Here is a 21,912-nt window from a genome sequence, read left to right as displayed (position 1 = left end):
GGGACCCACATGCGCTGTCCGGTCTGCCAACGCCGCCTCGCTCCCGGCGCGGCGTGTCCCGTGAACGGCGTCCCCGCCGAACCCGGTCCCCCCGTGGAGCCGTTGGTGCTCCCGGACGTCCCCGGCGTGTCCGGCGCCGCCCTGTTGGGGGTCGGCGGCTTCGCGCACGTCTTCGCCGCCGTGCGCGAGGTGGATGGGCGGGAGGTGGCCGTCAAGGTGGGCATGTCGCGGCATCACGCCCGCATCGCCCGTGAGGCGGAGGCGCTCCGGCGCGTGGGGCCTCCCACGGTGCCCGCGGTGTTCGAGGCGGGGCAGGTCGGCGGCAGGCCCTACCTGGTGCAGGAGCTGCTGCGAGGGCAGACGCTCGCGGCGTGGATGGCGGCGTTGCCGGGGACGGGGGCCGCGTCCGTGGCGCGCGTGCGTGAGCTGCTGTCGGGGCTGTGTCCGGCGGTGGCGCGCGTGCATGCGGTGGGGCTCGCGCACCGGGACCTCAAGCCGGAGAACCTCTTCCTGCGCGAAGGCGGCGCGCTGAGCCTCCTGGACTTCGGGCTCGCGCGCAGGCTGGAGGACGGGCCGGAGGAGGGATTGGAGGCGGTGGGGAACCGGGCGGGGACGACGGTCTACATGGCGCCGGAGCAGTGCCTGGATGCGCGCGAGGCGGGCACGGCCGCGGACATCTACGCGCTGGGGGTCCTGCTCTTCGAGCTGCTCACGGGCTCGCCGCCCTTCCATGGCAGTCCGGACGAGGTCCGCGAGGGGCATGTGAGCCGGCGTCCGCCGCGCGTGTCGGAGCGGGCGCCGGTGCCCGTGGCGCTCGACGCGGTGGTGGCGCGGTGTCTGGCCAAGGCTCCGGCGGAGCGGTACGCGAGCGCTCCGGAAGTGCTCGCGGCGTTCGAGGCCGCGTGCGAGGCGGAGCCCTCGCTGCCGGACGTCATCGGGGGCGCGGATCCCCGGGCCACGCAATCGCCGGTGACGTTCTCGGGGGCGCGCCCGGTGGCGGTGCTGGGGTTGCGCACGGCGGCGGCGGTGGAGGGCTTGGGGGCCACGCTGGAGCCCTTCGGAGGCGTGCTGGCGCGGGTCGTGGCGGGGGGCTACCTGCTCGTCTTCTGCGAGTCGTTGTCGGCGGAGGCGAACGTGCGCTCGGGCGCGCTCGCGGCGCGGCGGTTGGTGGAGTCCGGCGAGGCGGCGGCCGTCCTCCACGTCGCGGCGCTGTACGTTCATCCCGGCACCACGTTGCCGCGCACCGCGGGCACCGCGCTGGAGCGACCGGAGACGTGGTGGCTCCAGCCCACCGTCCCGGGCCAGGTGCGTGTGACGCCCGAGGCCGCCGCGAGGCTGGAGCCCGGATGGGTCGAGCCCGTGCCGCACCTGGGGCCCGCGAGGAGCGACTCCGCCGCGACGGCAGCACTGGATGGACGCGAGCCGAACTCGCCGCGGGAGTTTGGTGGAGCACGGCCCGCCGCGACCCATGCGGCTGATGAAGCCGAGCTGAACTCGCCGCAGGAACTCGGTGGAGCATGGCCCGCCGCGACCCATGTGGCTGATGAAGCCGAGCCGAACTCGCCACAGGAACTCGGTGGAGCATGGCCCACCGCGACTCCCTCGGCCGCTGGTGACGTGCCCACCGCGGGGCTCCATGGCGTGGACCTCCGCCTGCGCCTCCAGGATGACGAAGGCGCGCGAATCGAAGGTGAGCCCCCGCCGTTCGTGGGCCGCGACGAGGTGTTGGACGCCCTCATGGCGGACGCGACCCAGTGCCTCTCCGCGTCGGTGCCGGGGCTGGGCGTGCTCACCGGGGAGGTCGGGCACGGCAAGTCGCGATTGCTCAAGGCGCTCGCCACCCGACTGGAGGCCGAGGGCCACGCTCGCATCGTGCGGCTTCGCGCGCCCCCGCCGGATGCGTCCCTCTCCAACGCGCTCCTGGATGCGCTGCGAGCCGTCGTGGGACGTCCGTCCGCGGACCCTCGCACCCTGGCCGAAGCGCTCCTGGCCCAGGCCCGCGAAGCGCCGCGCGTGTTGCTGCTGGACGACGCGCACCTCGCCGACGCGGTGAGCCTGGATGTGCTGGAGCGCGCCACGCTCGCGGGACCCCGTGCCCCGCTGTGGGTCTGCCTCGCCGGCCGCCCCGCGCTGCTCGGACTGCGCCCGCACCTGGGCGAGCGCAGCGCCCATTCGTTCCATCACCCGCTGCCCCCCCTTCCGCCGGAGGCGAGCCGCGCGGTGCTCGTCCACCTGCTGCGCCCCGCGGAGCACATCCCCGAGCCCGTGCTCGCGCGCCTGGAGCACCTGGCGCAGGGCGTCCCCCTCTCCCTGGTGGAGCTGGCGCGCGCGCTCCGGGCAGCGGGAGCCCTGCGCTCGGCTCCGGGAGGCGGGTGGTACGTCGCGCCCGACGCGCTGCTGGACGTGTCGGTGACGCCGCTCTTTGAACGGCTGGCCCCTCGCGTGCTGGCGGGCCTCCCGGAGGTGCACCGCGTGCTGGCGCGCTTGTGCGCCGTGCTCGGCATGGAGATGGACGTGTCGCGCGTGGACGCGGCCCTGCGCCACCTGAGCGTCGTCCCCGAGCTGTCACGCGCCGCGACGCTGGACGCCGGAGCCGGCCTTCAGCGCTTGAGCCGCGCGGGCCTGCTGCGCCCCGCGGGGCCGGGCCGCTTCGCCTTCCGCCATCCCCTGCTGCGCGAGGCCCTGGAGGCCCTGCTTCCTTCCGCGCCCCGCCGCGCCCTGCATGCGGCCGCGCTGAAGGCCAGCGTCGGCAACGACGTGGCCGAGCGCCGCCGCCGCGCCCACCACGCGGCGGCGTGTGGCGCCCACCTGGAGGCCGCCCGGGACTACCTCTCGCTGGCGGAGGAGGCCCGCGAGGGGCACCTGTCCGTGGAAGCGGAGCAGCACTACACCCGCGCGCTCGCGCTCCTCCCGGAGACCGACGACGCGCGCCGGGCCCAGGCGCTCGCGGGGCGCGGACGCGTGCGCCACCGCCTCCAGCGCTTCCGCGAAAGCCTCGCGGACCTGGCCGCGGCGCGCACCCTGGCCCGGACCCGGAACGACGCGGCGCTGGAGGTGGACCTGCTGCTGGAGGAGGCCACTGCCCGCGACTGGATGGAGGACTCGGACGGCTCCGCCGCGTGCACGCGCGAAGCCCTGGACGCCATCGAGCTGCTGGACGCGCCGCGCCTGTCGCTCCGGTGTGGGCTGGCCCGGGGCCGGCTGCACGTGCGCCAGGGCGAGTGGGCCGCCGCGGCCCGCGTGCTCACCTCCACCGCCGAGGGCGCCGAGCGCGCGAGAGACCATGAGACGCTGGTGGTGTCGCTGGCGCTGCTGGGCGCCGCGCTCACCTTCCTGGACCGCGCCTCGGAGGCCGCCGCGCGCTTCGACGAGGGGCTGGAGCGCTGCGAGGCCGCGGGCGACGGACTGCACAAGGCCGCGCTGCTGTGCAACCGCGTCCTGCTGTGGCTCCGCCAGGGCGACGTGCCGCGGATGGAGGAGGACCTGCGCCGTGCCCTCGCGCTGGGCCGCGAGCTGGCGCACGCGCAGATGGAGCGCTGGTCCACCTTCAACCTGGCGGAGGTCCTCTACATGCAAGGCCGCCTGGATGAAGCCCTCCCGCTGGCCCGGCGCGCGCACGAGCTGGGGGTGCGCTTCTTCCGCGAGCACCCCGTGCCCATGGACGCGCTGCTCCTCGCGCGCATCCACGCGGCGGCGGGAGACGAGGCAGCCGCCGCCCGCCAGCTCGCCTGGATCTCCGAGCGCTGTCCGCCAGAGTCCCTGCCGCCCACCGCCATCATGCGGCGCCTCGTGGAGCTCCAGGTCCATCAGCAGGCCACCGGGGCCTTCCGCGCGCCGGACTGGGACGCGCTCCACACGGAGGCGGACGCCTTGGCCTCTCCGGACGAGAAGGCGGAGATCCTCCTGCAGGCCGCGAGCGTCGCGCGGCGCACGGACGCGCTGGAGCAGGCTCGCGCCTGGCTCGAACGGGCCGCTCCCGCCGTCGCGGAGGCCCCGCTGTGGGCCGCGCGCTACCAGGCACTGCGTGACACGCTTGTCATGGAAGCGCTGTAGCGCGAAACGCTACACGGGGCCGTTCGCAGTAACCTTTCGCGCTACCCTCGGGCTCAGCGAACCGTCCTCCGTAACCTTTCGCGCTACAGCGAGACAACGAGGGCATGGCTGGGGTTTCCTTCCCATCCGACTTCCGAAGACCTGTCCAAGGAGTGTTCGCGCGATGGCCTCCCCAATCCTTCGAATCCCCTGGTGTTTCCTGCTGCTGGCATTGACTGGCTGCGAGCCCGCGCTCACGGAAGGCGCGGGCGCTGGCGGCAGCGACCCGGTGCTCGGCACGAGCGAGGCGGAGATCCGCATCTCCAACTCGCTCACCACCCAGGAGCTGGTGACCAACGCCATCGCCGCGAACCACACCGCCAACGAGCTCCTGGCGACGAACTCGCTGGAGTCGCTCTTCGACCCCGCCGTGATGAGCCCCAGCGAAGAGACCGCTTTCATCGCCAACCAGCTGCGCGATCCCTACGCGCAGCGCTTCATGGAGTACCTGGTGGGCTGCGCGCTGGGCCCGGAGCAGACCCTGCACTGGCTCAACCCCTCGAAGAGCGTGGACACGCAGCTCAGCGTGTGGAAGGGCTCCGCGGGCTTGTGCCCGCGGTGGCTCGACCAGCCGCCCGCGGGGGGCCCCGGGTGCCTCAATCGCGTGACCGCTTGCCTCCTGGCGCGCAACAACGGCCTGGGCTACCGCGTGGAGCTGTCGATGCGCGGGGAGATCTACGATCCGGAGCTCGGCATCGAGGAGCCGTTCACGCTGGACACCTGGACGACCCCGCTCGACCACGTCCCGACTTCGCGCACGTCGCTGCCCAGCGCGGAGCCCTGCGACACCGCGACGGTGGGCGCGGGGCGCGACTGTGGCTGGACGATGCATTCGGTGGGGTGGTGCCCCGCGGGCCAGACGATCTCCGTGGGCGCGGGCGGGCCCGCCAGCTGTCCGGCCGGCACCCCGATGGGCTCCAGCGTGGGCGCGCGGATGGTGATGCGCGTGTGCCGGGGCATCGCGGGATGTGACAGCACGGACGGGCGGCTGATCGCGTCGAGCCAGGGCTGCTCGGCGAACTCCAGCTGGCCTTTTCCGTCCGCGGCGACGGACCCGTCCGTGCGCTTCAGCTGCCCGGCGCAGGGCGGGTACTTCTCGGTGATGACGGCGCCCTGGAACAGCACGATGGTGGGCCAGGCGAACGTGGCCGTCACGAGCGGGGTGCCGGCGCCGCTGCCCGAGCGCTCGGTGTACCGGATCCGCGAGGGGGCCTTCTACGGCAACCTCTTCGGGCGTGGGGCGCTGCGCAAGGACGTCAACGTGACGGTGACGCAGGTGACCAAGGCGGGGCGCTACGTCATCAATCGGCCGAAGAGCCCGCAAGCGGAGCCCCTCTTCAACAACCTCTACTCCTGCTACGACCCGGGCTGGGTGCACGGCATGGCGTACGCGACCTACCGCGTGTGCGCGCTGCCGGGCACGCACGAGGACTGCGCGGCCACGGTGACGGGGCCGTGCTGGACCGTGGACCCGATGGAGTCGCACCAGTGCGAGTCACAGGACGGTCCGCTGATGGAGGGCGACGGCGACTTCGAGGAGTGCCGGGACCCCGCCAACGACGCCTGGATGGAGCCCGTCACCGTCTACCTCAACGGCGCGTGCGACCTGGTGGATGACCAGCACCTGGACCTGTGCAAGCGCTGGATGGGGGTCGAGGCGCCCTCGCTGGCCGGGGCGACCATGCAGGCGGGGACGCAGCGGCACTAGCCCATGGCGGAGAACGGCGAGGAGTCCCTCTACGGCGAGGAGCTGCGGCCCGGCGCGCTGGTGGGCGAGTGGGTCGTGGACCGCGTCCAGGTCCAGGGGCCCGTGTCCGCGCTCTACCGCGCGCGGCATGCCCGGTCCGGCATGCTCGCGGCGCTGAAGGTGATGCACTCGCAGGTGGCCGCGTCGGTGGTGGCGCTGCGGCGCTTCCGGCGGGAGGCGGCCACGCTCCAGCGGCTGCGCCACCCGCACATCGTCACGGTGCTGGGGTACGGCGAGCTGGCGGATGGCCGTCCCTTCATCGCGATGGAGTGGTTGGAGGGACAGGACCTGGCGGCCGAGCTGGCTTCGCGGGGGCCGCTGTCCCCGCGCGAGGTGCTGGCCGTGATGGAGCAGGTGGGCGCCGCGCTGCGGGTGGCGCACGCGTCGGGCGTGGTGCACCGCGACCTGAAGGCGCAGAACGTGGTGAGGCTGGCCCCGGGGCGCGGCGGGCCCGCGGTGAAGCTGGTGGACTTCGGGGTGGCCAAAGGGCTGGTGCCGGGCGCCCCGGGCAGCACGTCGCTCACGCACACCGGCGTGGTGCTGGGGACGCCCCTGTCCATGGCGCCGGAGCAGATCCGCGGGCTGGTGCCCGACGCGCGCACGGACCTGTACGCGATGGGCGTGCTGCTGTTCCAGCTGCTCACCGGCGTGCCGCCCTTCCAGGGCACCACGCGCCACGACGTGGAGCAGCAGCACCTGCACGCGCCGCCGCCGCGCCCGGGCGAGCACGCGCCGGTGTCCGCCGCGCTGGACGCGGTGGTGCTGCGCTGCCTGCGCAAGGAGCGCGAGGAGCGCTACCCGGACGTGGACGCGCTCCTGGAGCACCTGCGGAGCGCGGTGTTGGGCGGCGTGGCGCCCCTGGAGGTGCCGCGCGCGGTGGGGCTTTACGTGGAGGCGCGCCTCGGGGGCGAACCCGGCCCCGAACAGATGGAGGCGTTGGACGCGGGCCTGGAGCGCGCGAGCGCCCTGGCGCTGGAGGCCGGGATGGAGGTGCGGGTGACGGGCGGCGCGTGCGTCTTCGCCGTGGCCAGCCTCCCGGACGACGTGCGGCTCGAGCGCGAGCTGCGGGCGCGCGTGCTGGACGTGGGGTTGGCGCTGACGGCCGGGGACACCTCCGCCGTGCGCCTGCGCGTGACGGTGCACGTGGACCGGCTGATGTCGCGCGAGGACTCCCACGGGTGGACGGACGCCGTGGCCTCCGCGTGGGACGAGGCGGGTGGGGAGGGGGGCCTGCAACACCTGCCCGGCTGGGTGCGGGAGGACGGGGACGCCGCGCTCGTCGTCACCGGCCCGGCGCTGCGGGACCTGGAGGCGGACTTCGTCGCCAGCCCCCTTTCGGGGGCGTCCGAACGCTGGCGGCTGTCTGCGCGGCGCTGAAGGCGCGTCCGCTCACGGCTTGATGCCGTGCCTGCGCAGCAGCCGGTAGAAGTGCACGCGGTCCATGCCCGCGGTCACGGCGGCCTGGGCCACCTTGCCCTGGTGCTTCTCCAGCAGCGCCCGCAGGTAGCGGCGCTCGAAGTCGTCCACCACGCGGCGGCGCTGCTCCGCGTACGGCCGCGACAGGTCCAGCTCCAGCGGGCTGCCCTCCGGCCGCGAGTCCTCCTCCGCCAGCGGCAGCGCGTCCTCGAACACCAGGCAGCGCTCCAGGTGGTTGCGCAGCTCGCGCACGTTGCCCGGCCACGCCGCGTGCTGCAGCCGCGACAGGAACTCCGGCGTGCGCAGCGCGCCCGTGCGCTCCGGATCCGCGCCCAGCGACGACAGGATGCCCGCCACCAGCATGGGCAGGTCCTCCGGCCGCTGGCGCAAGGACGGCATGGCGATGCGCAGCACCGCGAGCCGGAAGAACAGGTCCGAGCGGAAGCGCCCCGCGTTCACCTCCGCGCGCAGGTCGCGGTGCGTGGCCGCGATGAGCCGCACGTCCACCGGCTGGTACGTGTTGCTGCCCACCCGGCGGATCTCCCGGTTCTCCAGCACGCGCAGCAGCTTCGGCTGGAGCTCCGGGGGCAGCTCGCCAATCTCATCCAGGAAGACGGTGCCGCCGTCGGCCTCCTCGAAGACGCCCGCCCGCCGGTTCACCGCGCCGGTGAACGAGCCCTTCTCATGGCCGAACAGCTCGCTCTCCAGGATGTGGGCGGGGATGGCGCCGCAGTCCACCACCAGGAACGCCGCGTCCTTGCGCCGGCTGGCCTGGTGGATGGCGAGCGCCGCCTGGCTCTTGCCCGTGCCCGTCTCCCCCTCCAGCAGCACCGTGACGTCGCGCGCGGCCGCCCGCTCCATCATCGCGAAGCAGCCGCGCATGGCCACCGACGTGCCCACCAGCGTGCCGAACCGCGCCAGCTCCGACAGCGGCAGCCGGTTGTTCTCCGCGCTGACGTCGAAGCGGAGCACCACCCGGCCCAGCCGCAGGAGGCTGCCGCTGCGCAGGATGCCCTCCACCACCTGCACGCCGTCCACGATGACGCCGTTGAGGCTGTCCAGGTCCTTCACCTGCGGGCCCTTGGGCCCGATGCGCACCTCGCAGTGGAAGCGCGACACGGTGGAGTCCTCCACCGTGAAGTCGTTGAGCGGGTGCGAGCCCACCGAACAGGTGTCCGCCGTGGACTCCCACATCGCGCCCACGCCAGGGCCCTCCACCACGGACAGGCGGAAGCGGCGCACCACGGGCAGGTCCCCCGGGCGGCGGGCCTGCTCGTAGGGCAGCGTCACATGGAGCGCGGCGTCCTCCTCCACTTCGTCCGGGCGGGCGCTCTTGTCCTTCGCCTCCCCCAGGGCCCCGTCGACGCGGGTTCGATCCGACACAGACATGCCTTTCAAACTATCACGTCCAGGCCACCCGCGGCGGCACTGCGGAGTGTCCGGCAGGACACAGGCGTGTCCGCGCGCCAGGCCGTCAGCTGAGCGTCACGTCCAGGAACATCATCAGCACGAAGCCCACCATCAATCCGGCGGTCGCCTCCTTCGCGTACTCCTGCCGGTGGCTCTCCGGGATCATCTCGTCGCTGACGACGTACAGCATGGACCCGCCCGCGAACGCGAGCGCCCACGGGAGGATGCCCGACGCGAACGACGTGGCGAAGAAGCCCACCAGCGCGGCCACGCCCTCCACCAATCCCGTGTACAGCGCCACCAGCACCGCCTGCTTGCGGCTATACGCAACACCCAGCAAAGCCAGCGCGACCACGAAGCCTTCTGGAATGTCCTGGAGTCCAATGCCCACCAGGATTGGCACGGCGATGTCCATGGAGCGGCTGCCCACCCCGGTGCCCACCGCGAGCCCCTCCGGGAAGTTGTGCAGCGCGATGGCCAGCACGAACAGCCAGATGCGCTTCAGGTTCGCCGCCTCCGCGTTGCCCTCCTGGCCCTTGATGAAGTGCTCATGGGGGATGAAGCGGTTGCACAGGTGCAGGAACAGGCCGCCCACCAGCATGCTGCCGCCCACGATCAGCGCGGGCACGAAGCGCGATGACGCGCGCGCCTCCGCCAGCCGGATGGCGGGCACCACCAGCGAGAAGGCCGTGGCCGCGAGCATCACGCCCGCGCTGAAGCCCATCAGCACGTCCTTGGCGCGCGGGGAGATGCTGCGCGCGGCCAGGGCGGGCAGCGCGCCCAGGCTGGTGGACAGGACGGTGACGGCGCTGCCAACGAGCGCCAGGGCGAGGGTGGACGAGCCGAAACCACTGTCGGACATGGCCCTCCCAACCTGTCGCGCCGCCCCGCGCGCGGCCACCTTTTCGCGGGCGGCCCTCGTACGGGGTGCGCACCAGGGAACAGAGCCGCCCGGCCGCGGGCGGTGGGCGGTCAGGGGCGCAGGCGCTGCTTCTCCCGCAGGAGGAGGTGCCACTCCTGGAGGTTCAGCTTGAGCGCGGAGAGCCACGCATTGATTTCAGGGTCCATGCGGGGATCCACGCCGCGCAGGGACTCCAGCAGCGGCCGTGCGCTGGACTGCCCCAGGCGCGCGATCCCCTCCAGCGCGGACTTGCGCACCGCGAGGTCGTTGTCGCTCCGGTACTGCGCGAGGAGCGAGCGGCGCGCGCCCGCGGCTTCGGTGCCGGGCACGCCGCCCAGCGCCTTCGCCGCCGCCGCGCGCAGGCCCGGGTCCTCCGAGCGCAGCTGCTGCGTGAGCTTGCGCACCGTCGTCGGGTTCGCGGCCTCCATGGAGACTTCGCCCAACAGGCGCGTGGCCACCGCCGGATCCTCCGAGGCCGCGGCGATCCGGACCGCCGCGTCCGCCAGGTCCGGGTTGTGGCCGAAGTAGATGCCGGCGCTCTCCGTCACCAGGTTCTCCGCCACCGCCTGCCGCACCTCCGGCGCGCTGTCCCGCACGAGCTGTTCGTAGGTGACGACGTCGCCGTTCTTCGCCATGAACTCCACCGACGGCGAGCCCTTGAGCGCGCGCACCGCCGCCGCGCGCAGGCTGGGGTCCGCGTCCTGGCTCGCGCGGGAGAGCAGCGGCTGGAGCAGCTCCGGCCGCTGCGCGTTGCTCGCCTTGGTGGCCAGCGCCGCGCCCACCGCCTCCAGCACGGCGGGGTCGCGCTCCTGGCTCACCGCCCGGCCCAGCGCCTCGGGCGGCAGCGCGATGGCGGCCTCCTTCAGCCGCAGCCGGGCGTAGCGCTGGTACGCGGGCGAGCCCGTCTTCATCGCCCCGCGCACCTCGTCCAGCATGCCCTCCACCGTGCAGGCCGCCGGCGTGGGGACGGCGGCGGGGGCGCCCTGGGCCAGGGTGGGCCCCGACAGCAATGACAGCCCGAGCGCGCAGGCCTTCAGCATTCGCGAACCCATCAGTGCGGCGCTCCTTCCTCGACCACGCAGTCGTGGTGTTCCTTCTTGCCCAGCCAGATGCGCGCGAAGTCCGTCGCGCCGGTGGCGTACAGCGCCTTGAAGTCCAGGGCGTCCTGCCGCAGGCGCGGGTCCTTGCGCGCGAACTCCTCCACCAGGGGCAGGGCGTCCGCGCCGGCCGCGCGCACGGCGAAGCGCAGGAAGGCCCACCGCACGCACAGGTCGCGCTCCCCGTCGAAGGCGGCGCTGTACGCGGCCAGGGCCTTCTGGGGATCCTCCGTGACGGCGAGCCGGAAGGCGGCCATCTCGCGAACGTCGCGCTCCTGGTCGGTGCGCATCACCTTCGCCAGCACGTCGATGGAGTCCGAGTCGAGCAGCGGGTCGGAGTACGACGGCATCTCCAGCGCGAGCAGCCGCACGGCCATGTCCTCCGACGTGGTGCCGATGTCCAGGAGGTCCTTCCAGTACGGCGCATAGGTGCCGGTGCGCTCGTAGTCCTCCTTCATCACCCGGCCCAGCGTGCGCGTGGCCACCCACGCGGCGGAGTCCGCGGAGTCGTCCAGCGCGATGGCCCGCAGCCGCGACCGGGTCTCCGGCGTGAAGCGGTGCTGCGTCTCCAGCGCGTCCAGCGCGGCGGCGCGGTCCGGCGCGGCCAGCGACCGGTCCTCCGACACGGACACCAGCTTCTCGACGACGCGCGGGTGGCGCACGGCGGGCGCGGCCTTGAGCGCCTCCAGGTAGATGGCCGGCTCGGGGGGGGCGGCCTTCACGGCCCACGCCACCAACTGGAGCGCCCGGTCGGGGTCGTCGCCCACCAGCTCCGTCAGGCGCTCCTGGAGATAGGCCACCAGCGCGGTGTCGCGCGCCTGGATGGCGGCGGCCACGGCGGCGTGCAGCGACTCCAGCGTCGCGGACGCGTCCAGCGCGGCCAGGCCGTCCCAGCACCCGGGCATGGGAATCACCTCGCGCGGGGCCGCTCGCGCGGCGGGCGCGGCGGTTCCGGAGGCGGTGGCCGTGGCGACGGCGGGCGTCGCGGCCGGGAGGTTCGCGGAGGGCGGACCGGCGTCGGTGCCACCCGCCGCGCCCCGCCACCACACGACGCCCAGGGCGACGAGGAGGACGAGGCTGGCGAGCGCGACCTTGAAGAGGGGACGGGAAGTCATGTCGGAGACAGGCTCACGCGGGAGGAATGGGCGGCGCACGCGCGCCGGGGACGTGACGCCGGACGGGGGCCGCGCGGGCCCCCATCCGGAAGGCCACGCAGGGGCTACAGCGTGGGAACACCCAGGTGGTTGTTGCAGTACGCGTTGGTGCCGCACGTGGTGCCGACGCTGGTGTACCAGGCCGACTTGCGCGTGCCGTACTGGCGGTTGTCCGAGTGCGAGTGCGGCCCGGTGGCGCTGCCCGTGCCACCCACCAGCCCCAGCGCGCAGCGGTCGCACGTCTTCGTGCCGGAGCTGACGTTCGCGTAGAAGTGCAGCTGGCGGAAGTCCCAGCCGTTCGCGCCGGACACCACGTAGTAGTTGCCCGCGCCGCCGTTGCAGGTGGAGCCGTTGCAGGCCGCCGCGCAGCCGCCGTAGTAGTAGTAGTAGTAGTTGCCCACCAGCATGCCCCGGTGGTTCCACTCACCGCAGGAGCTGTTGCCGACGTCCAGCGCCGTGTGGCTGCTGCCGGTGCAGTTGTAATACGTGGTCGAGTTCACGTAGGCCGCCGTGTCGCAGATGGGGCCATTCGCGGTGGCCGCCGTTACCGGACTGGCCCACGCCGTGGCGGCCAACGCCACCCCGGCGGACAGCAACGTCTTCAGCTTCATGGGGTCCTGCCTCCCGTCATGCGCCCTCCGTATTCCCTCGAATGGGGAAAGGGCGCTGAAGCGGTAATACATGAAGTCCGTGGGTGAGTCCCAAGAATCGAGGATTGAGAAACACAACGATTCCAAGGGTTTCCGTGCCGCGCCGTGTCGTTTCCGGGCCGGGATGCAACCGGACTCAAACGTTCACGAGAATCTGGAATGTCGGCGTTCGTGCGATGCTGGTGCCTCGCCGCCGGACCTCACGCTGGGTGTTTCGCGTCATCTGGGAGAAGCGACATGACCTCGATAGGCAGGCCCGGTTCGCGCCCCACGTCCGCCGGCGCCCCGCTTCCGGTGAAGCCGACCTCCGGCGCGAAGGAGGAGTGAGCCCTGGCCTCGCCAGACACGCATGACGACGGGCAGGGGCCTGTCGTCGTCACCGAGGACGCGGACGGGCGCCGCTCGCTGCGCTTCGGAGATGGCGGCGCGCGCCAGAGCGTGGTGTGGCCCGGCGAGCCGCTGCGCCTGGAGCTGCCCTACACCCGCATGGCGATGGTGGCGCTGGCGTTCGTGCCCCGGCCGGAGAACGTCCTCGCGGTGGGGCTGGGCGGCGGCGCCATTCCCATGTTCCTGCGCGCGGTGCTGCCCGACACGCACATCGACGTGGTGGAGGTGGACGCCGGGGTGGTGGAGGCCGCGAAGCAGCACTGCGGCTTCCGGGAGGACGCGCTGCTCGAAGCGCACGTGGCGGACGCGCGGACCTTCATCGAAGCGGAGGGGGCGCCCTACGACATCATCTTCCTGGACGCGTACGGGGCGGACCAGATTCCCGGGCACCTGGCCACGCGCGAGTTCCTGGGCGCCGTGCGCGCGCGGCTGACGCGGGGCGGGGCGGTGGTGGGCAACGTGTGGGAGTCCGCGGCGAACCCGCATTACGACGCGATGGTGCGGACCTATCAGGTGAGCTTCCAGGGCCTGTCCCTCTTCGAGGTCCCCACCAGCACCAACCGCATCCTGGTGGGGTTGGAAGGCCCCTCGCGGCTGACGCGCGAGACGCTGGTGGAGCGGGCCCGACGCGTGGAGCGCGAGCGCAAGCTGCCGTTCCGGCTGAGCACCTTGGTGGCCCAGCGCTACCGGCCCCTGACCCGGCGGGTGGGGCGGGGCCGGGTACTGACGGACGCGGGGCTGGGGCCCGATGGCCTCATTCCGGACGAGTAGGCGGCGCTCTGCTGGCCAGTGAGCACGGCCGCTTCGGGTCGCGGCTGAATCGGTGGCTGGCGCTGCTAGTCTTCAAGGCTCGGTACGTCAGCACCCTTGCGGAGACGCGATGAACGGCGCGAACGACGGACGATCTGGCCAGCCTCCTGTTTCCTCCGAAGGCGACTCGCCGCTGCACAACGGCGAGTCCGATGGCGAGGGGACGCGAGGCGCTTCCCGGCCGCCGCCCATCTACGTCCTGGAGGGCAACACGCTGAAGACGCGGCTGACGCGCGACGTGGGGTTGCACTATCCCTTCGTGGGCGCGGGCATGGCCTTCGTGTCGCTGCCACCGCTGGTCATCGCGGTGTCGGAGGCGGGCGGCCTGGGCATGCTGGGCACGGCGCCGGAGCCGCCGGGGGTGCTGGAGGCGCGGCTGAAGGCCATCCGGGCCGGCACGCAGCGCCCCTTCGGCGTGGACTTCATCGTGGACCGGGAGGAGCCGCATGGCTTCACGGCGCGCGACCACGTCGACACGTGCATTGGCGCGAAGGTGCCGGTGGTGGTGTTCCACTGGACGCTGCCGCCCCGGGAGTGGATCCGCGACCTCCAGGCGGCGGGAACCAGGGTGTGGATGCAGTCAGGGACGGTGGAGCTGGCGCGGGAGGCGTTGGAGATGGGCGTGCAGGGGCTCATCGCGCAGGGGCGGCAGGCGGGAGGTCGCAACCTGGGCAGTACGCCGACGCTGACGCTCGTGCGCCAGCTCCGGGCCCTGTCGGACGCGGTCCCGGTGCTGGCGGCGGGAGGCATCGCGGATGGGTTCAGCGCGGCGCGGGCGCTGTACCACGGCGCGGATGGCGTCTGGGTGGGCACGCGGCTCATCGCCTCCGTGGAAGGGTACGCGCACCCGCTCTACAAGCAGCGGCTGGTGGAGGGAGACGCGGGCGACACGGCGACGACGACGCTCTTCGGTCCCGAGTGGCCCGGCAAGCGCATGCGCGTGATCCGCAACCGCGTGGTGCGCGAGTGGGCCGGGCGCGAGTCGAGCGCTCCGCCGGCCTCCGATACGGAGACCATCGGGACGACGCTGCTGTTCCCGGGCGTGCTGGACGTGCCGTACGTGATGCCCAGGTTCAGCTCCTTCCTCCCCACGCCCGACACGCAGGGCGACCTGGAGGAGATGAGCCTTCCGGCGGGAGGCGCGAGCATGTCGCGCATCGACACCGTGCAGCCCGCCGGGCAGATCGTCGTGGAGATGATGGAGCGCGCGCGCCGGCTCCTGGAGTCCCCTGAAGGCCTGGACGAAGAGGACGAGGACGACCGGGGCTAAGCCCGCTCCCGGCGCTCAGCGGGAGGGGGACGTGGGGCGGGCCGCCATGCGCTCGGCCCGACGCCGCTCCCACAAGTCCAGCGCTTCATCGAGGTACCCGCGCTCCGCCGCGGACGTGGCGGTCCGGACGGAGTCCTGGATCCGGCTCAAGTCGTCTCGGAGGTCCTTGTCCAGCACGGGGACCCCGTTCTGGGATGGGAGCCTCGCGCGGATGTCCTCCAATCGCTGCTCGAGCGACGACTTCACGGACGAGGACGCGGCCGTCAGGGATTGAGGGGCCTTGGGCGCGCGCCCGGTCTTCACGCCAGTCCGGCGCGACGGCGCCTTGAGGTTTCGCTCCTGCTTGAGCGGGCCCTCCAGCGGAGTCGCTGGCGGAGCACCCGCCTCGGGAGGAGGCGTGGCGGTGGCTTGCCGCGTGGTGGCCTGGACCGCGCCTGGGCTGGCGGTGCTCTTCGCAGGAGGCGCCGGGGCCGTCACGGGCGCGGGAGGCATGGGCAGACGCTGCTTCAGGTCGCGCGTCGGGGCCTCGGTCCGTGTCAGCAGCCACAGCCCCGCCCCCAGCAAGGCCACCCCCACGGCCGCCGCGAGCGGCACCCTCCGCCGGCGATCCGCCAGCATCGCCGCGAGCCCCGGAGGCCGGGGCGTGGTCGGTGACGTGGGCTCCTCTCGCGCGGGCTTCACCGGCACGGCGTGCAGCGCCGTGCCGGGTGGCAGCTTTCGGGACAGCGCGAGGATCCGCTGGCGCACCTGCTCCGCGGACGCGGGCCGCTGCTCGGGGTCCTTCTCCAGCAGTTGGAGCACCAGCGCGTCGAGCGCGGGCGGGATGCCGTCCACCCGCGAGGACGGCGGGGGTGGGATCTGTTCGACGTGCGCGAACATCACCTGCACGTTCTCGCCCTGGAAGGGCCGCGTGCCGGTGAGCATCTGGAACGCCATGATGCCGAGCGCGTACAGGTCCGTGGCGGGCTTCACCGCGCCGCCCCGGACCTGCTCCGGCGCCATGAAGTCCGGCGTGCCCAGCACCGAGCCATCCGCGAGCGTCAAGCCCTCGCGCGACCGCATCACCTTGGCGATGCCGAAGTCGACCAGCTTGATCACCGGCGCCGCGTCCGGCCGCTCCACCACGAACACGTTCGCCGGCTTCAGGTCCCGGTGCACCACGCCGGCCCGGTGCGCCGCCCCCAGCGCGGAGAGGATCTGCTCCAATATCCAGAGCGCCGTCCCCACGTCCAGCCGTCCCCGGGCGCGCAGCACGTCCGCCAGGGACTGCCCCTGGAGCAGCTCCATCACCACGTACGGCCGCCCATCCGGGAGCGTGCCGAAGTTGAAGATGTCCAGGATGCCCGGGTGCCGGATGGCGTTCGCCGACCGCGCCTCCATCAACAGCCGCTGCTCCAGCTCCCGCGACACCAGCTCCGCCCGCAGCACCTTGATGGCGGCCTGCTTGCCAATCAGCGGATGCACCGCCCGGTAGACGACCCCCATCCCCCCCGCGCCAATGCGCTCCTGGATGACGAACTCGCCCAGTTGCGCCGACACCAGCGGATCCACCGGCGGTGTCCTGGGGGCCGGCGCCACCGGCAGCTCCCGCTGGGTCAGCGCCCGATGTGCCCCCGAATCTGCAAGTCGTCGAGTCTTCATTGAAAAGCTCGTTTTGCAGTGATGGTAACGGGGGGACGGAAGTCCGTCGCATGCCCTGGGGTCCCACCCGGTGTCCGGTCTCCCGCGAACCGCCTCCGTGGGGCGGGCGCGTCCATGTATCCGTGCTGGTCAGGAAATCCGTTTCTCTAGAGGGAGAAAGGGTGCTCCACCCGGGAGGTGGGCCTCAAGGAAACGACAGGGGCCCGTTGTAGAGTCGGGTCCGTCCTTTCCTGGACGTTCCCGGGTCGTGCGCCTGATCCCTGCTCCCCAGGGATCGCACCCGGAGGGGGAACATGGCACCGGCATACGACACCCTGGTCATTGGCACGGGGTTTGGTGGCGCGGTGGCGGCCTGTCGCCTCGCGCAGGCCGGCCTGGGCGTGCGCGTGCTTGAACGCGGCCTGCGCTATCCCAAGGGCAGCTTCCCGCGCGACTTCGAGGATCCCCGCAACGGCTGGCTGTGGCAGCACCGCCAGGGGCTCTTCGACATCAAGCTGCTCAAGGGGATGAGCATCGTGCAGGCCGCGGGGTACGGCGGCGGCTCGCTCATCTACGCCAACGTGCACCTGCGGCCTCCGCCGGAGGTGTTCGCGTCGGGGTGGCCGGAGGGCTACGGCCGGGAGGCGCTGGACCCCTACTACGACCTGGTGGCGCACATGCTGGACGTGCAGCCCATCACCGCCTCCGCGCGCGGCCTGCCGACGAAGACGCAGCGGATGCGGGAGGTGGCGAAGAAGCTGGGCCGCGAGGCGCAGTTCTTCCATCCGAACCTGGCCGTGCGCTTCGCCCCCGCGGGCGAGCCCCTGCCGAACAAGTTCGGTGTCCTCCAGGAGGGGTGCAACTACTGTGGCGAGTGCGACATCGGCTGCAACCGCCGCGCGAAGAACACGCTGGACCTGAACTACCTGGCCCGCGCCGAACAGCTGGGCGCGGAGGTGACGACGCAGGCGGAGGTGACGCGCATCGAGCCGCTGTCGCCGGGCTACCGCGTCACCTACACCGACCACGCGAACGCGGGCAGGCAGTGCACGGTGGACGCCCGCCGCGTCTTCCTGTGCGCGGGCGCGGTGAACACCACGGAGCTGCTGCTGCGCGCCCGGGACGTCCACGGCACGCTGCCGGACCTGAGCGCGCGGCTGGGGGCGCGCTATTCCGCCAACGGGGACTTCCTCGCCTTCGCCTTCGACACGAAGGAGCCATGGGACCCCGCGGTGGGCCCCACCATCACCACCGGCATGGTGGTGGATGAGGGGCAGGGGAAGGACAAGACCTGGTTCCTCTTCCAGGAGGGCGGACACCCGGCGCAGGCGGCGGGGCTGATGCTCGCCATGGATCCCGACCGCGCGCTGACGCTGCCGGCGGACCTGCTCCAGCGGGAGCTGGTGAAGGTGCTGCGCACGCGCTCGAAGGAGATGGCCTCCATCGAGAACGAGCGCGGCCGCTTCCAGGCGGTGTTCCTGGCCATGGGCCGGGACAAGTCCAACGGCCGGCTGTCGCTGTCGCCCCTCACGCGCGAGCTCCAGGTGCAGTGGGACGTGCCCGCGAACCTGCCGCTGTACCGCACGCAGGAACAGCTCTGCGAGGACGTGGCCCGGGCGCTGGGCACGCGCGCCGCGTACAACCCGCTGTGGGAGCGGCTGCACCTGCCGGTGTCGGTGCACAACCTGGGCGGCTGCGCGATGGCGGAGGAGCCGGCGTACGGCGTCCTCACGCCCGACGGAGAGGTGCACGGCTACCCCGGCCTGTACGTGTTCGACGGCGCGGCGCTGCCGGTGGGCATCGGCGTCAACCCGTCCGCCAGCATCGCCGCGGTGGCCGAGCGCAACGTGGAGCGGCTCATCCGCGAGCTGAAGGAGGCGCCGGGCTGGGTGGCGCCGGAGCGCGCGCCCGGGACGTCCTCCCCGCCACGCGGCGCCCCTCCGCGCGTGAGCCTGCGGATGATGCCGGAGGTGGAGCCGCCTTCCTCCCCCGTGATGCCGGGGACGGATCCGCTGGGCGACGTGGTGGTGCCGCCGGGCGGCACGGTGGCCTCGCCCACGCCGGTGGTGGGGCTGCGCTTCACGGAGCGGATGAAGGGCTACCTCCAGCCGGGCCATCAGCCCGCGGACGACTTCAACGGGGCGGCGCGGGCGGGCCAGCGCGGGGGCCAGGTGGCGGAGTTCGTCGTCACCATCACGCTGCCCAACCTGGACCGCTTCCTCGCGCAGGAGTCCCACGGCGGCATCGTGCAGGGCACGCTGCACGTGCGCGGGCTCACGCCCCCCGGGGGCGCGTCGGTAGAGAACGGCGTCTTCAACCTCTTCGTGGGCACGGAGCGCTTCTACGAGCGGCGGATGCTGTACCTGCTGCCCTTCACCGGCGCGGACGGCCAGCCGTACCTGCTGGATGGCTACAAGGAGGTCCACGACGACGCGGGCTTCGACGTGTGGAGCGACACGTCCACGCTCTACGCGGTGGTGCGCAAGGGGCACGAGCGCTCCGGGCCCGTCGTCTCCACCGGCATCATCCGCCTGCACCTGCCGGACTTCCTCCAGCAGCTCACCACGTTCTCGGTGCTGGGCACGTCCTCGCCGCTCAAGCAGGCGGACGCGCTGCGGCGCTTTGGCGGCATGTTCATGGGCACGCTCTGGGACGTCTTCGCCCGCGCGAAGTTCGACTGAGGGGAGGGCGGCACATCGTGGCGATCGCGAAGCGGTACGACGTGGTGGTGGTGGGGTCCGGCTTCGGGGGCTCCATCGCCGCGCTCCGGCTGTCGCAGGCGGGCCGCACCGTGGCAGTGCTGGAGCGGGGCCGCCGGTACGCTCCAGGCCAGTTCCCCCGCGACGTCACCCGCGCGGACGAGCTGCTCTGGCACCACCCGTCGCGGCCGGAGGCGCGGGGGCTCTACGATGTGCGCTTCCTGTCCGGCATCGGCACGGTGACGGCGAGCGGCGTGGGCGGCGGGTCCCTCATCTACGCCAACGTGCACGTGCGGCCGGACCCCATCGTCTTCGACCACCCGCGCTGGCCCCGGGGCTTCAGCCGCGAGGCGCTGGACCCGTACTACGACAAGGTGGCGCGCGAGCTGGACGTGAAGCCCTTCCCCGCGTCCCTCCCGCTGCGCAAGCGAGACCTGTTCCAGCAGGCCGCCGGACGCATGGGCCGCCAGACGTTCGACCCACCGGAGGCGGTGTCCTGGACGGAGCCCTCCGCGCCCGGCCGCAAGGCGTGTCAGCTCTGCGCGGAGTGCGAGTTCGGCTGCCAGCACGGCGCCAAGAACACCCTGGACCTCACCTACCTGGCGCGCGCGGAGAAGCTGGGCGCCACGGTGTGGCCGGGCCTGTCGGTGTCCCACGTGCAGCGCGTCGCGGACGGCTACCGGGTGCACTACCGGGACCTCGCCACCGGGGAGAAGGCGTCCGTGGAGGGGCGGCGCGTGGTGCTGTCCGCCGGGGCGCTGGGCACGGTGGAGATCCTGCTGCGCAGCCGAGACCGGGCCCGCACGCTGCCCCTGGTGAGCGCCCGCCTGGGGCACGGGTACTCCGGCAACGGTGATTTCCTGGGCTCGCTGCACGGCAGCCGCGACGAAATCCTGCCGTGGGTGGGACCGGACGTGGCCACCGTGATGCGCTTCTTCGACGCCGCGCCCCGCTTCACGCTGGTGACGGCCACCTTCAACAAGCCCGCCACGGCGGTGCTCGCGGGGCTGGGGCAGGCCCAGCTGGGCCCGCTGGGCGGCGTGGCCGGGCCGCTGTGGACGAAGCTGTGGCCGCTGATGCATGGCGCCTTCAGCAAGGGGCTCTTCAGCAAGCCCCTGGGCCACGGGGTGGACCCCGCGCGCACGAGCAACCTGTTCGCCATTGGCCAGGACAACGCCAACGGGCGCATGGGGCTCAAGGGCGAGCACCTGGACATCGAGTGGGACTACGCCCGCGAGAACGCGGAGCTGGTGGCGCGGATGACGGGCGCGATGCGGGAGCTGGCGTCCCAGTACGGGGGCACCTTCGCGCCGCTCGCCACCTGGGAGCTGTTCCGCCGGCCCTTCACGGTGCACTCGCTGGGTGGCGCGCACCTGGCGGAGTCACCGGCCCAGGGCGTGGTGTCCAAGGAGGGCGAAGTGTTCAACTACCCGGGACTGTACGTGGCGGATGGCTCCGTCATCCCCACGTCCATCGGTTTCCATCCGGTGATGACCCTCAGCGCGGTGGCCGAGCGCATCGTGGAGGCGGTGGCCCATGGCTTTTGACTACCGGAGCGGCGCGGCGGTGTCGCGGACGCTCTCCCAGGACCTCACGCGCGGCGGCCTGCCGGTGGCGGAGCGGTACGACTTCCTCGCGGGCGATGGCGTCCCCCTGCGGCTCACCCGCTTCGTGGGGGGAACCAAGGGGCCGGTGCTGCTGGTGCACGGCGCGGGCGTGTGGAGCGGCATGTTCATGCTGCCCACGCTCCGGGAGAACTTCGTCCAGCACCTGGTGCGCCACGGCTACGACACGTGGCTGTTGGACTGGCGGGCCAGCGTGCAGCTGCCCCTGCGCCAGTTCACGCTGGACGACGCGGCGGACCACGACATGCCCGCGGCGGTGCGGCACGTGCGCGAAATCACCGGCGCGGAGTCGGTGCAGGCGGTGGTGCACTGCGCGGGGTCGGTGGCGTTCTTCATGGCGCTGGCCGCGGGGCACCTGCCGGACGTGCGCGGGGTGGTGGCGTCGCAGGTGGCGCTGCACCACGACACGCCGGCCTCCACGCGCCTCAAGGCGATGCTGCGGGTGCCGGAGCTGCTGGACGCGGGGCTGGACTCGCTCACCCCGGATGATGCGTCCCGCACGCCGCTGTTCCAGGCGGCCTTCACCAGGGTCGCGGGCCTGCTCCGCATGGAGTGCGACAGCCCGGTGTGCCACCGGCTGTCCTTCATGTACGGCCGGCTCTACCGGCACGCGCGGCTCAACGCGCAGACGCACGCGCGGCTGGAGGAGCAGTTCGGCCGCTGCAACCTGCTGACGTTCCGCCACCTGGGGCAGATGGCCCGGAGCGGGCACGCGGTGCGGTTCGACTTCGGCCGGGCGGCCAACCTGCTGCGCTACGGGCAGGCCCGCCCGCCGGACTACCTGGATCCGGAGCCCTTCAAGCGGCCCATCACGTTCGTCTCCAGCGAGCAGAACCGCACCTATCTGCCGTCGTCCACGGAGCGGACCTTCACGTGGCTGCGCGAGGCGAACGGCGCGCGCTACTACCAGCGCCGCATGCTCGCGGGCTACGGCCACCTGGACACCTTCATGGGCAGCACCGCCGCCGAGGACACCTACCCGGTGCTGCGCGAGGCGCTGGAGTTCCAGCCCCGCGCGGGGTGAGCCTTCCTCC

At 72.8% G+C, this 21,912-nt stretch carries 14 protein-coding genes; 8 read left to right on the top strand and 6 right to left on the bottom strand.

Annotated features, from left to right (window positions below; genetic code table 11):
• Window positions 1–9 precede the first annotated feature (9 nt).
• From GTY96_RS07610 to GTY96_RS07600, 3 genes are all read left to right on the top strand, one after another.
• Entirely contained in the window at window positions 10–4,053 is a 4,044-nt protein-coding gene (locus tag GTY96_RS07610) for a serine/threonine-protein kinase (RefSeq protein WP_161664318.1), read from the top strand.
• Between the two features lie 163 nt (window positions 4,054–4,216).
• Window positions 4,217–5,800 carry a hypothetical protein gene (locus GTY96_RS07605; protein ID WP_143899430.1) on the top strand — a complete coding sequence of 528 codons (1,584 nt, stop codon included), beginning with the start codon at window positions 4,217–4,219 and terminating at the stop codon, window positions 5,798–5,800.
• 3 nt (window positions 5,801–5,803) lie between these two features.
• Window positions 5,804–7,216 carry a serine/threonine-protein kinase gene (locus tag GTY96_RS07600; protein ID WP_143899429.1) on the top strand — a complete coding sequence of 471 codons (1,413 nt, stop codon included), beginning with the start codon at window positions 5,804–5,806 and terminating at the stop codon, window positions 7,214–7,216.
• A 12-nt stretch (window positions 7,217–7,228) separates the two neighbouring features.
• Here the strand turns inward: GTY96_RS07600 and GTY96_RS07595 are convergent, their stop codons facing one another.
• From GTY96_RS07595 to GTY96_RS07575, 5 genes are all read right to left on the bottom strand, one after another.
• On the bottom strand, window positions 7,229–8,644 hold the full coding sequence (locus GTY96_RS07595) for a sigma 54-interacting transcriptional regulator (protein ID WP_235685440.1): 1,416 nt from the start codon (window positions 8,642–8,644) through the stop codon (window positions 7,229–7,231).
• Window positions 8,645–8,729: 85 nt separating this feature from the next.
• Window positions 8,730–9,527 (bottom strand): ZIP family metal transporter, encoded by a 798-nt coding sequence (locus tag GTY96_RS07590; RefSeq protein WP_143899428.1) that lies wholly within the window; start codon window positions 9,525–9,527, stop codon window positions 8,730–8,732.
• Window positions 9,528–9,637: 110 nt separating this feature from the next.
• Window positions 9,638–10,618 (bottom strand): HEAT repeat domain-containing protein, encoded by a 981-nt coding sequence (locus GTY96_RS07585; protein WP_143899427.1) that lies wholly within the window; start codon window positions 10,616–10,618, stop codon window positions 9,638–9,640.
• On the bottom strand, window positions 10,618–11,778 hold the full coding sequence (locus tag GTY96_RS07580; RefSeq protein WP_143899426.1) for a HEAT repeat domain-containing protein: 1,161 nt from the start codon (window positions 11,776–11,778) through the stop codon (window positions 10,618–10,620). The genes GTY96_RS07585 and GTY96_RS07580 overlap by 1 nt, the downstream gene beginning before the upstream one ends.
• Window positions 11,779–11,882: 104 nt before the next feature.
• The gene (locus tag GTY96_RS07575; protein ID WP_161664317.1) at window positions 11,883–12,428 is read right to left on the bottom strand and encodes a M23 family metallopeptidase; all 546 of its coding nucleotides are present in this window, start codon (window positions 12,426–12,428) and stop codon (window positions 11,883–11,885) included.
• 477 nt (window positions 12,429–12,905) lie between these two features.
• Here GTY96_RS07575 and GTY96_RS07570 point away from each other — a divergent pair, with 477 nt between their 5' ends.
• Window positions 12,906–13,625: a spermidine synthase gene (locus GTY96_RS07570; protein ID WP_328700794.1), complete on the top strand. Its 720-nt coding sequence runs from the start codon at window positions 12,906–12,908 to the stop codon at window positions 13,623–13,625.
• A gap of 109 nt (window positions 13,626–13,734) precedes the next feature.
• A complete protein-coding gene (locus GTY96_RS07565) occupies window positions 13,735–14,934 on the top strand; it encodes an NAD(P)H-dependent flavin oxidoreductase (protein WP_161664316.1) in 1,200 nt (399 codons plus the stop codon).
• A gap of 15 nt (window positions 14,935–14,949) precedes the next feature.
• On the opposite strand, the gene GTY96_RS07560 is transcribed toward GTY96_RS07565, so the two are convergent.
• A complete protein-coding gene (locus GTY96_RS07560; RefSeq protein ID WP_161664315.1) occupies window positions 14,950–16,575 on the bottom strand; it encodes a serine/threonine-protein kinase in 1,626 nt (541 codons plus the stop codon).
• A gap of 293 nt (window positions 16,576–16,868) precedes the next feature.
• Between GTY96_RS07560 and GTY96_RS07555 the strand changes: the two genes are divergently transcribed.
• Genes GTY96_RS07555 through GTY96_RS07545 form a run of 3 tightly spaced genes read left to right on the top strand, consistent with a single transcriptional unit; the run spans window position 16,869 to window position 21,902 of the window.
• Complete coding sequence (locus GTY96_RS07555; RefSeq protein WP_161664314.1) at window positions 16,869–19,235, top strand: GMC family oxidoreductase N-terminal domain-containing protein; 2,367 nt, start codon at window positions 16,869–16,871, stop codon at window positions 19,233–19,235.
• A gap of 17 nt (window positions 19,236–19,252) precedes the next feature.
• The gene (locus tag GTY96_RS07550) at window positions 19,253–20,800 is read left to right on the top strand and encodes an FAD-dependent oxidoreductase (RefSeq protein WP_221938222.1); all 1,548 of its coding nucleotides are present in this window, start codon (window positions 19,253–19,255) and stop codon (window positions 20,798–20,800) included.
• Window positions 20,790–21,902: an alpha/beta fold hydrolase gene (locus tag GTY96_RS07545; RefSeq protein ID WP_235685439.1), complete on the top strand. Its 1,113-nt coding sequence runs from the start codon at window positions 20,790–20,792 to the stop codon at window positions 21,900–21,902. Before GTY96_RS07550 ends, GTY96_RS07545 begins: the two co-directional genes overlap by 11 nt.
• The last annotated feature ends 10 nt before the right edge of the window (window positions 21,903–21,912 follow it).

The organism is Corallococcus silvisoli (assembly GCF_009909145.1).
GTDB classification, from domain to species: Bacteria; Myxococcota; Myxococcia; order Myxococcales; family Myxococcaceae; genus Corallococcus; species Corallococcus silvisoli.
The sequence above is the reverse complement of the archived record's forward strand: the minus strand, read 5'-3'. Positions and strand labels throughout refer to the sequence as shown.

Excerpts from the sequence above, each read along its gene's own strand:
- GTY96_RS07610 (WP_161664318.1), top strand. The coding sequence starts at position 10 with ATGCGCTGTCCGGTCTGCCAACGCCGCCTCGCTCCCGGCGCGGCGTGT.
- GTY96_RS07605 (WP_143899430.1), top strand. The coding sequence starts at position 4,217 with ATGGCCTCCCCAATCCTTCGAATCCCCTGGTGTTTCCTGCTGCTGGCA.
- GTY96_RS07600 (WP_143899429.1), top strand. The coding sequence starts at position 5,804 with ATGGCGGAGAACGGCGAGGAGTCCCTCTACGGCGAGGAGCTGCGGCCC.
- GTY96_RS07595 (WP_235685440.1), bottom strand. The coding sequence starts at position 8,644 with ATGTCTGTGTCGGATCGAACCCGCGTCGACGGGGCCCTGGGGGAGGCG.
- GTY96_RS07590 (WP_143899428.1), bottom strand. The coding sequence starts at position 9,527 with ATGTCCGACAGTGGTTTCGGCTCGTCCACCCTCGCCCTGGCGCTCGTT.
- GTY96_RS07585 (WP_143899427.1), bottom strand. The coding sequence starts at position 10,618 with ATGGGTTCGCGAATGCTGAAGGCCTGCGCGCTCGGGCTGTCATTGCTG.
- GTY96_RS07580 (WP_143899426.1), bottom strand. The coding sequence starts at position 11,778 with ATGACTTCCCGTCCCCTCTTCAAGGTCGCGCTCGCCAGCCTCGTCCTC.
- GTY96_RS07575 (WP_161664317.1), bottom strand. The coding sequence starts at position 12,428 with ATGAAGCTGAAGACGTTGCTGTCCGCCGGGGTGGCGTTGGCCGCCACG.
- GTY96_RS07565 (WP_161664316.1), top strand. The coding sequence starts at position 13,735 with ATGAACGGCGCGAACGACGGACGATCTGGCCAGCCTCCTGTTTCCTCC.
- GTY96_RS07560 (WP_161664315.1), bottom strand. The coding sequence starts at position 16,575 with ATGAAGACTCGACGACTTGCAGATTCGGGGGCACATCGGGCGCTGACC.
- GTY96_RS07555 (WP_161664314.1), top strand. The coding sequence starts at position 16,869 with ATGGCACCGGCATACGACACCCTGGTCATTGGCACGGGGTTTGGTGGC.
- GTY96_RS07545 (WP_235685439.1), top strand. The coding sequence starts at position 20,790 with ATGGCTTTTGACTACCGGAGCGGCGCGGCGGTGTCGCGGACGCTCTCC.